The organism is Coleofasciculus sp. F4-SAH-05 (assembly GCF_040222985.1).
GTDB classification, from domain to species: domain Bacteria; phylum Cyanobacteriota; class Cyanobacteriia; order Cyanobacteriales; family Coleofasciculaceae; genus Coleofasciculus; species Coleofasciculus chthonoplastes.
Genome location: NZ_JAVKBY010000232.1, coordinates 1 through 15170 on the forward strand (window position 1 = coordinate 1; position 15170 = coordinate 15170).

At 46.9% G+C, this 15170-nt stretch carries 10 protein-coding genes; 4 read left to right on the plus strand and 6 right to left on the minus strand.

Features of this window, described 5'->3' with window-relative positions; genetic code table 11:
* The first annotated feature begins 178 nt into the window (after positions 1-178).
* The 4 genes from RIG27_RS28140 to RIG27_RS28155 all read left to right on the plus strand — a co-directional run bounded on the left by RIG27_RS28140 (position 179) and on the right by RIG27_RS28155 (position 3986).
* Positions 179-343 (plus strand): hypothetical protein, encoded by a 165-nt coding sequence (locus tag RIG27_RS28140; RefSeq protein ID WP_446350436.1) that lies wholly within the window; start codon positions 179-181, stop codon positions 341-343.
* A gap of 146 nt (positions 344-489) precedes the next feature.
* Positions 490-1707, plus strand: coding sequence for an RNA-guided endonuclease InsQ/TnpB family protein (locus RIG27_RS28145; RefSeq protein ID WP_446350437.1), 1218 nt, complete (start codon positions 490-492; stop codon positions 1705-1707).
* Positions 1708-1730: 23 nt separating this feature from the next.
* Positions 1731-2648: a pentapeptide repeat-containing protein gene (locus RIG27_RS28150; protein ID WP_446349386.1), complete on the plus strand. Its 918-nt coding sequence runs from the start codon at positions 1731-1733 to the stop codon at positions 2646-2648.
* A 57-nt stretch (positions 2649-2705) separates the two neighbouring features.
* Complete coding sequence (locus RIG27_RS28155; protein ID WP_446350438.1) at positions 2706-3986, plus strand: ABC transporter substrate-binding protein; 1281 nt, start codon at positions 2706-2708, stop codon at positions 3984-3986.
* A gap of 182 nt (positions 3987-4168) precedes the next feature.
* On the opposite strand, the gene RIG27_RS28160 is transcribed toward RIG27_RS28155, so the two are convergent.
* From RIG27_RS28160 to hpsA, 6 genes are all read right to left on the minus strand, one after another.
* Positions 4169-5500, minus strand: coding sequence for a bifunctional folylpolyglutamate synthase/dihydrofolate synthase (locus RIG27_RS28160; RefSeq protein WP_446350439.1), 1332 nt, complete (start codon positions 5498-5500; stop codon positions 4169-4171).
* 172 nt (positions 5501-5672) lie between these two features.
* The gene (locus RIG27_RS28165) at positions 5673-6254 is read right to left on the minus strand and encodes a pilus assembly FimT family protein (RefSeq protein ID WP_446350440.1); all 582 of its coding nucleotides are present in this window, start codon (positions 6252-6254) and stop codon (positions 5673-5675) included.
* Positions 6255-6698: 444 nt separating this feature from the next.
* Positions 6699-7373, minus strand: coding sequence for a pilus assembly FimT family protein (locus RIG27_RS28170; protein WP_446350441.1), 675 nt, complete (start codon positions 7371-7373; stop codon positions 6699-6701).
* A 19-nt stretch (positions 7374-7392) separates the two neighbouring features.
* Positions 7393-8391: a hormogonium polysaccharide secretion pseudopilin HpsC gene (gene hpsC, locus RIG27_RS28175; RefSeq protein ID WP_446350442.1), complete on the minus strand. Its 999-nt coding sequence runs from the start codon at positions 8389-8391 to the stop codon at positions 7393-7395.
* Between the two features lie 54 nt (positions 8392-8445).
* Positions 8446-9225: a hormogonium polysaccharide secretion pseudopilin HpsB gene (gene hpsB / locus RIG27_RS28180; protein ID WP_446350443.1), complete on the minus strand. Its 780-nt coding sequence runs from the start codon at positions 9223-9225 to the stop codon at positions 8446-8448.
* Positions 9226-9271: 46 nt separating this feature from the next.
* Positions 9272-14602, minus strand: a complete 5331-nt coding sequence (hpsA, locus tag RIG27_RS28185) for a hormogonium polysaccharide biosynthesis protein HpsA (RefSeq protein ID WP_446350444.1) — start codon at positions 14600-14602, stop codon at positions 9272-9274.
* Positions 14603-15170: the final 568 nt, after the last annotated feature.

Below are 15170 nucleotides of genomic sequence, written 5' to 3' on the forward strand. Positions count from 1 at the left end.
TTGGAGCTTTACAACTATTGTGAGAACTTGTTTCATGGCTAAACTATACCACCTCATGGGATAGAAAGAGAGAGATTGAAAATACTTCGGGGATTGACCCCTCGCATTTTCCGCTATCCCCCTACCCCTTACTTCGTTGAAGGGGTAGCCCCTCGCGATTCGGGTGGTCATTTGTCTTATGTCATTTGTTAGCACACTTACCCCCGCTCCCAGACATGCCATGGCACGTCTCTACAACCCCAGCTCCCAGACGCGCCATGGCACGTCTCTACAAGCTTCCCCTGCACAGGACAATTTCTTCATTATCACTCACGACTCACCAATCATGAATCCCTTACGGTAAACTTAATCACTTAACGTGACCGCGAAAGTCCTCACCCTACTTCGCCCTTGGGTGAGGATGGACAGCGGGAAATTTCGTTCCTCAATTTCCAATTATCCGGAGAATCTTACTGAAAATGTGTATAATAGTAAAAAAAAGTTAAAACAATGCGACATCAAGCCGTCAAAGTTAGGCTATATCCGATAATTGAACAGCAAGTGATACTAGCTCAACACTTTGGCTGCGCTCGTTGGTGGTGGAATCATGCACTCAACTTGTGTATTGAAACCTATCAAGCAACGGGTAAAGGCTTGAGTCAGTCCGCATTGAATGCTTTCCTACCTAAGCTCAAAAAACAGGAGGATACTGAATGGCTATCGGAATGTTATTCTCAGGTATTACAGGCAACAACATTAAATCTAGTAAGTGCTTATCGAAACTTCTTTGAACGTCGGGCTAAATATCCTATGTTTAAAGCCAAGAAAAATAAGCAATCTATTCAGTATCCCCAGTCGGTTAAGGTTGTTGATGGTTGTCTCAAGTTTCCCGGTCGTGTTGGCATAGTCAAAGCTAAAATACACCGACCAATTGAGGGAACAATCAAGACAGTAACGGTTAGCATGACGCCATCGGGTAAATACTATGCATCTGTCTTGACTGAGTTAGAAGGGGATAACCCACAAGCTAGCGCCGATGGTAAAGTAGCCGGGATTGACTTAGGGTTAAAGGATTTCGCCATTGTCAATGATGGGGTCAAGACCTCTAAATACGCTAATCCCAGGCATTTAGCCAAACATGAGCGCAATCTCAAGAGAAAGCAACGAAAATTAGCGAGAAAGGAGAAGGGAAGCAAGTCAAGAGATAAAGCCAGAAAAATGGCTGCTAGGGTTCATGAGCGAGTTAGTAATGTCCGTCAAGACTACCTGCATAAGTTATCTACAAAGCTTGTTGACGAAAACCAAGTCATTGTAGTCGAAAGTCTGAATACTAAGGGCATGGTTCGGAACCATAAACTAGCCAAAGCAATCTCTGATGTAGGCTGGGGAATGTTCATCAATTTATTATCTTACAAGCTTGAAAAAGAGGGTAAGGTATTCGTAGAAATTGATCGATGGTTCCCTAGCTCAAAACTCTGTTCAAACTGTCACTACCAAGTTAATGAGATGCCACTAGAGGTTAGGTCATGGACTTGTCCTAGCTGCGGCATTCACCACGATAGAGACGGCAACGCCTCAGCAAATATCAGAGCAGAAGGTATCAGAATTTTATCGGTCTCAGGGACTGGGACTGCTGCTGGTGGAGGGGATGTGAGACCGAAACTTGGACGCAAGTCTAAGTTGACGCAATCCCCTGTGAGACCAGAAGCTCAGGCTTCAACGAAGTAAGCCTGAGTAGTTCACTGCCTTTGATGCACATCTACCTAGGCAATCAAAACACGATTATGGATGCCGATGAACTGCTCAAACGATATGCAGTAGGGGAACGGGACTTCAGACGAGTTAATCTTAGAAACGCCTCCCTGATTGGTGCTGATCTGACTCATGCCAACCTGCGAGGATCGGACTTAAGCCAAAGTAATCTGACTGGGGCGTCTCTCAAACTTGTCAACCTGCGAGAGGCAAATCTTACTCAAGCTACCCTATGTGGCACAGATTTAAGTGAAGCGAATCTAATTTCGAGTAATTTAACCCAAGCTAACATTAGTGAAGCCAACTTAATCAATGCTAGTTTGCGAGCATCTACATTAAATGGGGCAAACCTCAGTCGTGCCAATCTTTCGGAAGCGATTCTCAGTGAGGCGATCATGCGGGAAGCTAACTTAAATCACGCAAAATTGACTGACGCTTCACTCAGCCGCACGAATCTTTCATCCGCTACGTTAATTAGCGCTAATTTAGAAAAGGCGAATTTAACCAATGGGATTTTTCTAGAGACCAAGTTACAACAGGCAAATCTGAACAAAGCCCTTTTACATGGTGCTAACTTTACCCAGGCAGATTTAACAGAAGTCGATTTGAGTCAGGCTAGGATTAATGGCGTTAACTTGACCAGAGCGATACTGATTGGGGCTAAACTCAGAGGAGTGAGTATTTGTTGGACAACCCTACGAGGTGCTAATCTCAGTAAAGCAAATTTATATCGCGCCAAACTATGCTGGTCTAATTTAACTGAAGCAATTTTACTAGAAACCGTTTTACTCGATGCCAATATGGATCAGGTTAACCTGCGTGGTGCGACATTAACGGGGGCGATATTACCCGATGGATTCAGTTATGAGAGAGGGAAGGGAACAGGGAACAGGGAACAAGGGATTGATTTTTTTTGACAAATTCATGTCCAGTAGTAGGGTGGACAATCAACCATTAACAATCAATTACTATCAATGATTCAGATCAAAACCTGGAAACAATTTGGACTATTTGCCCTGTTGGGATGGCTGTTAAGTTGGCTGGTAAGCTGTAGCCCCGCCCCCGCACCCTCAGCCGATGGAGAAATAGAGTTCTGGACGATGCAGCTTCAGCCTCAGTTTACCGAGTATTTTAACCAAGTCATCGCAGATTTTGAAGCCGACAACCCAGAAGTAAACGTGCGCTGGGTAGATGTCCCTTGGGCAGAAATGGAGCGTAAAATCTTAACCGCCGTATCCGCCAAAACAGCACCCGATGTGGTTAACTTAAATCCCAGCTTTGCCTCCCAGCTTGCCACTCGTAATGCTTGGTTAGAGTTAGAAGCAACAATCCCCGATGAAATTCGGCAGCACTATTTGCCCAAAATCTGGCAAGCGAGTACCATTGATAATCAAAGTTTTGGTATTCCCTGGTATCTGACCACACGGGTGACGATTTACAATCAAGACTTACTCAAACAAGCCGGAATTAGTCAACCGCCCACAACCTATGCTGAACTGGCAGAGGTTGCCCAACAAGTGAAAGATAAGACCGGGAAATATGCCTTTTTTGTCACCTTTATCCCCAATGATTCCAGTGAAGTTCTGGAATCATTGGTTCAGATGGGCGTGCAGTTAGTCGATGCAGAAGGAAAAGCCGCCTTTAATACGCCTGAAGGAAAGGCTGCATTTAAGTATTGGGTAGACTTGTATCAAAAAGAACTCTTACCACGAGAAGTTCTCACCCAAGGACATCGGAATGCGATTGAATTATATCAAGGGGGAGAGACAGCGTTACTAGCATCCGGTGCGGAATTCTTAAAAACCATTGAAACCAACGCCCCCGACATTGCCAAAGTATCGGCGACATCCCCTCAAATTACCGGAAAAACCGGGAAAAAGAATGTGGCGGTAATGAATTTAGTCATTCCAAGGGATACGAATATTCCAGAGGAAGCCGTAAAATTTGCTCTATTTGTGACAAATACCGAGAATCAGTTAGCGTTTGCTCAAGCCGCAAATGTTTTACCGTCAACCATTGCAGCGGTGGAACAGTATCAAGCACAATTGTCAAGTAATCCGAATGCTTCACCCGTAGAACAAGCACGGGCGATTAGTGCCAATCAGTTGACAGAGGCGGAGGTATTAGTACCAGCAATGAATGATTTAAATAAGTTGCAAGCCGCAATTTATGAGAATTTACAAGCGGCGATGTTAGGGGAAAAGGAGGTAGAAGAAGCGGTGGCTGATGCAGCCGAGATGTGGGATAGTTTGTAGTTTGTAGTAAGGGCTTTAGCCCTTCATCGCTCCAACGCAGGAACTAACCTTAAAATTATATAGCGCTTTTCCAGCGCGTGAGGTACACCTAAATGTAGGGCAAATGTAGGGGCGCAAAGCTTGCGCCATTAACGATGTATCGCATCAAACCGAAAATTGCTATATCGGCGAAGATAGCACCACTACGAACCGAGAAAATAACCCACCAGATAAAGAGAACCGCACAGGATAATGGTAGAATCAGAAGCTGTTTCTGTCGCCGCTTGTAGTCCAGCCTCTAAGTTAGGATAAGTGTGACAATCGGCAAGATTAGGACAAACCGATCGCGCGATCGCACTCAATTCTTCCGGTTCGGCTGAGCTATGATCAGGCACAGGAACCAGATAAACGCGATCGCACGATCGCAGTAATGCCCTTAAAATGCTCTCATGCTCTTTAGTTGACAGGATTCCCATTACCCACGTTACAGGCGTATTTAGGGTATCCACATACTCACGCAACGCGATCGCCGCAGCCGGATTATGAGCGCCATCCACCAATAGGCGATAATTCTTCCATTGGGTCCATTGTAAACGTCCCAACCATTGCGTCTTTGCCATCCCCGAAACAATAGCAGAATCAGGGATATGCCACCCTTGGTTCACTAGAGATTGAAGCGTCGCGATCGCCACAGCAGAATTCGTTAACTGAATCTCCCCCAGCAAGGGCAATGGATAAATTATCCCCTCATAACTTGCCCATAATGGCGAGTCAGAATTTTGTGTTTGTAGGGGCGGGTTTAGGGACTTAGGTGTCGCGATTGATGATAACCTTTGTTCAAAACCCGCCCTGACTACATTTTGCCTGTTGAATTCCTTTGCCGATTCTACCCAGGTTACCGGACAATTTAACGCCTCAATCCGAGATTGGACAACAACGTTGGCTTCTGGGGGAAGATGGGCAATAATCGCCGGACAATTGGGTTTGAGAATACCCGCTTTCTCCGTGGCGATTTGACTCAGCGTCGAACCCAAAACCTGCCAATGTTCCCGGCTAATCGAGGTAATAATTGTCGCCAAAGGCTGATCACAGACATTCGTCGCATCCAAACGCCCCCCCAATCCCACCTCAATCACCGCCACATCCACCTGTTTCTGGGCAAAATACAACCAAGCCGCCGCCGTAATCACTTCAAACTGCGTCGGCGACTCTTCGGTATCTGGGGGAATCGCGGCTTGCACCTGTTCCAGAACATTAACCAGTTCTGTCGTAGAAATGGGGTGTTGATTGATACAGATGCGTTCTGTCCAATCGATTAAATGAGGAGACGTATAGCGTCCCACCCGATAACCCGCTTCACTGAGAACCGAGGAAAGATAGGCACAAACCGAACCTTTCCCATTGCTTCCCGCCACATGAATCATCGGCACACGCTGATGGGGATTCCCCAACGCCGCCAAGAGTCGCTGGATACGTTCCAAACCCAAATGGACACCAAAACGTTGATAGGGTTGCAGCAGAGAATTAATATCCATACACCAAACCGGGGGATGCAGAAGGGTAACTATCACATAAAGACGCTTCAAAAGCACCTTTGAAAAACCACTCCCTTTTTGCTCCCCTCTCCCCTGGTGGGAGAGGGGCTGGGGGTGAGGGGGTTATTCCCCTACGCCGTAGATTGATTCTATTTCGTTTACGGGCTAGAGCCTAATAACAATACTTATCATTCCGAGGTTTATCATTGTCTTCACCCATCCGCAACGTACCAATTAAGGTAGACACATAAACGCAACGTTGAATCTGGCTATCGTCTTTCGGGACTAGCGTAATCTGCCCCATTTGTCCATTAGTATTACCTTTGTAATTAAACTGGACGTGCCAGGGTCCATTGGGACTGTCTTTGTGTAACGTTGTTTCAGATTGATCTTTGTCATTTTGATCTTTGTAAACTTGGATATGGGGATCGAGGTTATGCCAATTCACTGTATTAGGGATAGAATACCCTGATTCAGCTCGATGCACCGCCCACTGAACCTGCTCATTCACCTCTCGGATACTCACTTGCCATTTCACTTTATCCCGCGTAGCGTTTCGTTTCGCCTCTTGCATCGCGTGGTAAATTTGAGATTGCCCTGTATTCAAGCGTCGTACATTCACAAACCGTAGCCAACCCGGAGCCGCGATCGCACCTAATATCCCAATCATCAAAACGACCATCGTTACCTCCATTAACGTATATCCCGCCGTGGCGTTAGGTACGGGTTTTGGGGTTAATTTTTTATGTAGCATCGTAAATCCACCGTTATCGAACTAACCTGTCGGAAGTTCCCTGCTACGATGCCAGCAACCCGCTTTCTAGGTGAGGCAGAATGGTACTTTTTCAGAGTTCGCGTCGTCCTGAGTCAAGTATCTGGTAAGATTCTTCACTCCGCTATTGCTCCGTTGAGAATGGCAAACTCTGACCGTGCCAAGTCTACCCGATTCCATATAAAATTGATAAGCAGGTTACTCATCGTAACCAGAGCATCTTGCTATCTGACCTGATGAATAATCGGCTACAATTCTCCAAAAATGAGATGCTCCTCTGGCAACTCCCTTTTGCTATTTTGCGACAATAGTTTTTTTCTGAACAGGGGAATGTCAAAAATGTTTAGTTAATGAATTCTTCTGTCTTGAAACTTAATATAAATTAACAACTTAACGGATCTTAGAGATAGGAACACAACTGATTAATCACTGCGGACAATTGTCTCCTTGTTCGAGTACCATTGAGCCAATGATTGTTTTAACGACGACGCAGCGAGCAGTTGCTTCAATGGGTTCGCTGTTATTATTGCTTTTAGGGATGGCGACTGTTATGCCGATCCCATCTCTAATTTCTGGACCGTCTACGTCCTTGCTGTCTAGATTTCCTTGATAATTAAACGTGATTGTTTTCTCATCTGACAAATCACAGGTGGCTGAATTTTCTTCTTTATTCTCATCACCGATATTGGAACAGAGGATAACTTGTCCGTCTTTAATATCTAAACCCTGACTCAAGGGTTTCCAAGCATTGCTGTTGTTGCCCAGAGTTATCTTATCCCCGTCATCTTCTTCTGCACGATAAACAGCAACTTCAGGAGCTTTATCATCCTTGCGTCTAAAACTCACACTATAGCTACGCTTTGTCCGCTTCGCTTCCCGCTGCGCTTGCTGCAACGCCACAAATATGCCATCATTAACCTTAGCCACCCGTTGACGGTTGACAAACGCGAGCCAACCCGGAGCCGCGATCGCACTCAAAATTCCGATCATCAGTACAACGACAATCAGTTCAATTAAGCTAAATCCCGCCTCAGCGCCCTGGGAACGCTGCTTGGGCTCAGAGGCTTGCTGTAGTTTTTTGATTAAGGTTAGATGATTCATAGTTGGCTAGCGACGGCGCTTATTGGGTGAATAGAAAACTGTTTCCTTGTACTTGAATACTGGATTTCGGGAAAAATGTCGAATACTTCTTGTAGTCGTCCTCATTCTTCACCGCATCCTTCAGAGTTGGAACTCGTGCTAAGGCATTGCCTCTAATATAAACTCGTCCTGTGGGGATGGATGAATCAGATGGTAATGTGCTGATACAGGCGACAAAGCCGACATTCGGATCATCATCATCAGTTGCTGGGATTCGTTGCTCACCCCTTAGCTGTTCACACTCGATCAGTGGCGCTTCTGAATCGGGTTCGTCGATGTAGTCGATTAAAGTAGCGGATGGCGGTGAACCCCCTGGTGTACCCCAGTTTGCGTTGGCGCTACCACTATCTTCACCCCATCTGTTCATCTTATTTGCTAAGCTGCCTGTACCTGCAAGGCTAAAAGGTGCAAATCCTGCTGGGTTAGATTGCACCTCATCCCCGTTTCTATTCTCAGGATCAATATCTAAGCCATCCCGAAATTCATAGCGCAGGATGCGAGCAGTGGGCGACCAGGTTCCATTGGCATCATTTTTGTTATCAGCTATAGAATAAGCGACGAGGGAATAAACAAAGTGATCATTTATCTGCCCTGTCACCTCTCTTGACAAAAATCGCCGTTTCCAGAAGACGAGAATGGGTTTACACTCATCAGCATCAGCAGGACATGGCAAACTCGCCAGTTCCTCGCTAATGCCCTGAATACCCGTTCCGTTCAATCCATCTTTGTCATAGATATAAATCGCCTGCTGCATGTCTTGAGCAATGTAGTCAAGGGCTGCCTGGATGTCTTGCTCGGTGGTGGTTTTGGCTTGTTCTCGGCGGTCAGTTTGCAAGAAGTTAATCATAAATCCTAGCACAGGAGTGATGATCAACGCCGCCATAATAATCGCCACCAACAGTTCAATCAGGGTAAAGCCACCCCGATTCGACTGACGCTTTAACTGGCTTTTGAGGATAAATCTTAGGGAACTCAGCATAGGTTTTTGGGTAGGGTAATAATGATCACAAGTCACAACCCGAAGAATTACTCATCATGAGTCATCAAGTAAGTTCCTTAAATCGCTTAAACTGGGCTGCCTCGGGCTAATCGCTGTCGTTATTTCCAGCAGGGGGAGTTGAGACTCGAATACCCCCGCCGCTGCACCTGCTTGCTGGGATTTATGCTGGGATTTATCGCCCACAGACTTTTCCAGGTTGCCCGATTCTTTAAACGCAGAGGCTCTATAAACCCGAATCCCCAACTCGTAACCTGTGTCATTGTATCTGTCATAGCGTGCTTGGGGGTCTCCCGACTCATCTTTGTGATACCCCACAGCTTGCACAATCATATCGGTGGTGCTGTCGGTGCTACACCCTTTTTCTTCATCCAGATCAACGCAGTAGAGTGTAGTTACAGTTATTTGTTCATCTTTTGTGGTGGTACACTGGGCGTCCTCACACACCTCTTTTTCAACGTCATCTACATTGGCAACAGTTTGCCCCGATGGGGTTTGGCAGTAATCTGTGTAGTCAATATTGTCATCGCACTTTAATGTTCCTGTCGCCTTCGGTGCAGCAATATCTTTAAATTCTAGATTACTGATGGGGGGGTCGAGAATCGTCTGCGCCCGTACCCCATCAATATAGGTTCTTGCCGCTTGCGTTGCCAGTTCCACCCGCCGCGCCTGCACCCGGGTAGCAACCGAGAGGACAATGACGGGGGAGAGTGCCACCATGAGGATGCTGACTAACATCAGCGCCAGTAGGGACTCAATAATCGTGAATCCAGCTTGAGTGGCTTGGAGGTTAGGGTGTAGCTTGGGGTTTTTCATGGTTGCTACTGAGTGAGTTGGAGCATCGACAAGAGATTCGGGTTGATTAGGGACAGCTACTGGGGCGTTCCGTTTCCGGCAGGGCGAAATCACCAGTATTACCGTTTTGATCTAGGGCTTTGGCACACAATAGGGGCTTAAGCCACGGATCATCCCGACTCACTTCCCGGAAGAACGTGGTCGGTTCGTCGTCAGGTGGGATGGCAAAGTTTTGACCGAACAGGTCAGGAATCTGAGACAACAGTCCTACATCAAATCCCCAACTTCTTGTTGCTGCTACATAAATTGGATGTTTTTGTTGGTTACCTGAGTTATAGAAGGGGGGGTAACCCAGGTCACCAAACAAACTGTTATCAGCATCAGTTTTATTCGGAAGCTGATAGTAGGGGGCTGTCCCATAATAACTGCGCCCAATTTGAATAAATGAGCCATCAATTTGAACCGCTTGATCTGGTTCATTTCCAACTACCCAGTTTTCCAAGAAGCGAGGCATGATAGATAGAGCACCGCCGATATCCCCTTCATGATCACCCTTGGCTGGGCGGGAGGGGGAGTCTTTGGTTGCCAGTACTAGGTTGAAAATGGTGGTATTTTCAGGTGCTTTAGATACAGTTGCCCAGGGTAGCCAGAAGTTCCTATCCCCAGCCCTGCGATGTTTACTGTTACTAGGGTCTATCGGTTGATCTTCCGTTGTGGCTTGCAGTTGCAGGACGGGTAATAGCAGCGGTTGACCATTGAGCCAAATACCATTAATATCTAAAGGACTTAACGCCTCACCCTCCTCATTGTAAATTTCGCTAGGGTCATTCCTATCAGCAATCCCTCGGTAGAGGAGAGGAAAGTCGTAACGGAAAAACGGGCTACTCACCTTGTTTGGCGCATCATTTACTGTGGCATACCATAAAGAGTTTCCAGTAGGTGCATTACGGGGAAGTTGGATGTTACTAACATCACTTAGATTGGGAAAACCTAAACATTTGTTATTGTTAGCAGGATTGCGTGTTCCAACTGCACAAAGCTCTATATTTGCTGGTATTGAAACTCCAGTATCAGCTTGCAGTAGATTAGAGTTGTCTACCTGATTATAGGGGAAGGGTTGCACCTCACCACTTTTCGAGATTCCCAGCGGAATTGGATGGGTTTGGCTATCAAAAATCAGACCGCCGTTCTGGTCTCGTAAAAAGGCAACTCGACGAGGTTTGCCAATGGCGTTTCCTTGAGCCTGTTCGGCTGTCGTACCTGCCACAAGTTTCGTTTTTGAAGTAAGATTGTTAGGATCAGACAAAACATCATTCTTCGTAATATCATTGTCTGAATCATTATCATAATTGGCAGCAAAGATATCCCATGATGTGAGTGCTCGATTAGCATTAGTTCCAATAATCCAGTCGGTTGGCTGACACTCGGAAATCAGAGTTTTTGGACAATATTCCATCACATACTCAGGAACAAATCCGCCAGAAGATAAACGCCGTTGCACGGGCGTGACCATGTTATTGAAGTATGAACTGTTCAACGGTGGATTACCATTAGGAGTGCCGCTGGCAGTTGAGTAATAATCATCAGTTGCTCCTTGACCCGATGGAAAAGCCGCTGGCGTAATATCGTTTAATGGAGTACTAGGAGGGGTGGGATAACCTGTAGTCTGTGGGGGGAAATAATTGGTATTAGTACCACTTGATAGTCCGTTGATGGCAAAGTCGTTATTCCAGAACCCGTTCCACAAGCGCCGTGCAGCGATTGTCTGGTGAGACAATATATCAGGTCGGTTGGCTCCGTCGGGATCGTTATCTTTGTTGGGATTTGCCAGTTCTAGCCCTCCAAGTCTAGGTGGCTCACCCGGAAAATTATCCACATTATCAATCTGATTATTTCTCAGATCATAGTCTCCCTCATTGCGGAAGCCTTCCCGGAAACTACTCGAAAGCAGCGTGATGCCATCAGACAGCACTGTCGCTGGTCGCCATTCATCCCCCTCTTTACAGTCGGGTAACCGATCATCCTTTATCCGACAGGCAAAGTTTTTGTTGAGCTGATTTTCTCGACGACCGTAAAATTGAGCATCAGTCGAATTCGGCGTAATCGGAGTCCCCGTAAACTCTTGTTGGAGTTGGGCTGATTGGTTTTGGTGCGGATTAAACCCTTCTAAGGTCTTTCCATCCTCGGCTGGCTGTGCCTTGATATAAACCGGTAAGTTACTAGCAACCGTTAACCCTTTTTCGACTTCGCGAAACTCGCGCTCTCGGTAGAGCTTCGCCCCATTGATCAGCATAATGCCATTGGGACGGCGAGTGGGGTCGAGCCGGAAATCTGTGGCGGCGAGTTTCTGTTTGGAATTTCCGCGAGTTAGCACATCTCCATTCCCGGTAGGCTCAAACTCGATATCACTAGCATCTGCTAAGGCATCATCACGGGTAGCGTAGATAATCCCACTGTTAGGCAACATGTATTCCTTATCGCCATGGGGTGAGTCGGGCGCTTTACTCTGACGCAGCTTGTCAAGATCCAGAACCGTGGCACGGATTTCTAAGGGATAGCGCTGTTCGATGGGCAGGTCGTAATTGCCGGTGGGTAGTAGTATCTCTGTTGGACTCTCGCTCGTTGGCTCTCCCCGATCAACTGCCTTAATTTGTCGCGCATCTAGAAAAGCGGTTTCCCGAATCGTACCATGAGGGAGTTCGTAACCCGTCGTCGGTGTCTCTGTGGGATTAATACTGCCTAATCCGGCTGCACCACTGGCTGTGCCATAAATTTGCAAAGCGCATTGAGTTGAATGGTAGGCGGCGCTCTCAGCCAGGCTAGGGTCGGCAATTAGAGTCCCACCTGAAGTTGTCGCCTGTCGCAGTAACGGATTGACATAGCGACCATTGGGATAAACCTGGTCTCTGAGATAACTGATGACCTCGTTGTTACCTGTCAATGCTGGAGGTTCAAAGGTAATTCCGTTGATCGAGCGGGAGCCACCTGCTCCTGTATCTATTCTCGGTATACCATTGGGTAAGCTGCTGCCGGAGTCTAAGGATATATCACCACTTACATCACGCGGACCCCGTAGAGCTGGTAATGAACCCCCTGCGTCGCCTAAGTTTCTGGCAGTGAGCCAGTTGGTGGGATCATAGTAGGTGGCAACACAGGCGATTGGTTTTTCCCCCTTTTCATGGGTGTAGTGATAAACAGCAGCCGCCCGCATGCGTAAGAACGGACGCTTGCGATGTGGGACAAGGTTAGCTATAAAATCGATTTCTATCGGAGTGTATCCATCTTTTCCGTCTAGGGAGTCGTAATCATTTATTAAATCCGCCCCAAAATCCGTCTCAATATCAGTTAACGATTTGGTATTTTGGTTCTCATAGGGGACTAGACTGGCTGGTAAAGTGGTCGTAGCACCGACTGTAGGATCGATTGGATTAACCACAGGCATCCAGTCGGGCCAAACAATGTTTGAGCCATGATCAGCCAACGTTTCCCCAGGTGCTAAGTCGGGAAAATAAACTCCAGCACTGGTCACTACACGCAGCCCGCCCCGAGGATCAAAGCTGTCTTCGGGTTGATCAGCAGCGGCATTTTCCCAGAAGCCATCGCGGGTTGTATCTCCGGCATCTGCCAAGGTAGTCACCCGGGTTTTGCGCTGGCGCGGACCTTCTTCGGGTTCATCCCATACCGTTCCCACAATGTCTTGGGGATCATTTTTGCCCAACCATTCTTCCTCTTGTTCGTCATAGCGCAGTTCGGGGAGGTTATGACCCATAAGCACGCGATCGCCGACAAATTCTTCAGTCCCTTGTTGTTCCTGGTTTTCAAATTTTGTCGCGGCTGGCTTGAGTTTATTGCCCGCCGTCTTTAGGCTCACATTGGCAGCGGTCGGCCTATTGCCATCATCAGGGTCGTAGGGGTCGTAGGGATACATTAACTCCTGGGACGGGCGTAATGTCTCATCATCCCCTGCCACGCTAATGGTAATCGTGTCGTCTTCGCCCAAGCCAACTTCGGCATAAGGCACCCGCCGTGTGCGCTCTCTAAAGTAGCGGTCTAACGCCTTTTCTTTTGCCTTGTCTTCGTCCAGTCCGTCCTCGTTTATAAAGTCAGCTATCGCATCTTCGACGGCTTGGGGCAGGGTTTTCCCATCCGCCGCCTCAATCAATTTGGCAATTCGCTGTTCATACGCATTGTTGTTATACCCAATTTTATCGGGGGTTTCTGTTGCTGACTGATTTTGAGAACTCAGAGTTTCATACTTGGGGTCTTTGTTTCTTCCCTGGAATAGATGAACATTGACACTACCCTTGCTGCTGCCTTCTACTGGAGCGATGGTTCCGTAACCAACATGTCCACCCGCCACCATCTTGCTATTTTCTTCTTCGTAAAAACAGGAATCTGGACTGCTCACTTGCCGGAAGGTTAAACCATTACCTAAATTGGCGACAAATAAATTGCTATTCGTAAAAATCCGTCCATTTAAGTTAAATTCCGTCCCCGCAAATATCTCTACATCATCTTCATAAACAACGGCGTTATTAGATAGAGGAACTCGTGCGACATCCGTTTGTAACTCTAGGGCAGAGAAGCCTTTGTTCCCTTTTTGATAGATTTCGTAGTCGTCGGTGTTGTAGCCAGGGATCTGCTTATCTGTTATCGGTACAGTTGCGACATAGACAAAGATACTTTTTTTCAGGGTTCCCTCTACACTTACCCAACCGCCACCACCGATTAAGCTAGCACTGGTACCTTCAGCGGCAGCGCAGGCTGGATTAACATTCCCAGTAGTCATCGGCAGGCTTCTGGCTTTTAGATGCGTTCTGTCGTTTTTGTCTCCGTATTTGTAGAGGATGCTATAAACTGTAACGCTGTCAAACTTGCCGTTGTTATCAGTATCTACAGGAAATAGCCAGCCCGTATTAGCCGTATTATTCTGATCATCTTTTATCTCTAAGCGGGTTTCATCAGGAAGGTCGAAGATATCAGGAGGAAGCGCACCCTGCTGATCACTACCTTCGATGACCTTCTTAAAGGCAGTATCCCCTGGTGTTCCCCGTGGTAAATTGGGATCATTCAACAACTCCTCAATTTTGGCTTTTGCCCGGTCTAGGGAGGGAGCGGCAGCACTGAGGGTTGCCTGATTTATCCGCACATTCGAGGCATTTTTTGCCCGGTCAAAGGAACGAAAGAGAATCGCCGTTGTCAACAGGGTGACGACTAGCATCACCATAATTACCGTAGGCAGAACAAATCCGGCTTGTGAGGCATTAGGGTGACGTCTGAAGACAAATAAATTCCGCAACAGCCAGTTCATCACCTGTTTCGTCAGGCTTTTTCCTACCTGCAAAACATTGCGGAGTAGACGTTGGGCAGTTTTGATCAGCTTTTTGGTCGTTGACATAGCGATTTCCTGTCAGACTGGGCGGGAAGTAGAAAGATAAGTTACTAATAGTTATGAATAAACGTCGGACGTAAACGGAGAAGCGAAGACTCTTTCGGTTTGAGCCAACGCGGCTTGTCCTGATTGTCTGTAAGGTGTCACACATGACCTACCTTACTCCTGTTTTCCGGATCAGTACCACTAATCAGCGTAAGTTGAACCGGGAAACTCTACCATCTGCCTCTAGAATTAAATTTGACTCTCTACTTTACTAAGGTACAGAGTGCCTCAGCGTCAGTCATCAACCTTGTATCACTAGCTTACCCATTCGTCAAAGAAAACCTATCACCCCTGAGGGAAATTTATTGATTGGGGATTGGGGATTGGGGAAGTCAGGGCGGGTTTTGTTATAAATGGTATCGGTGGTCTTCCACATTGATACCAAGTTGCAGTCTAAGGTAGAATCTGTCATGCTGAGCAAAACGCAGTGAAACGGAGTGACGCGAAGCATCTGTCCAGATTCTTCGCTTCGCTCTCCAATGACATGATAGAACGCAACTTGGTATGAGTTCCTAAATCCGCCCCTAGG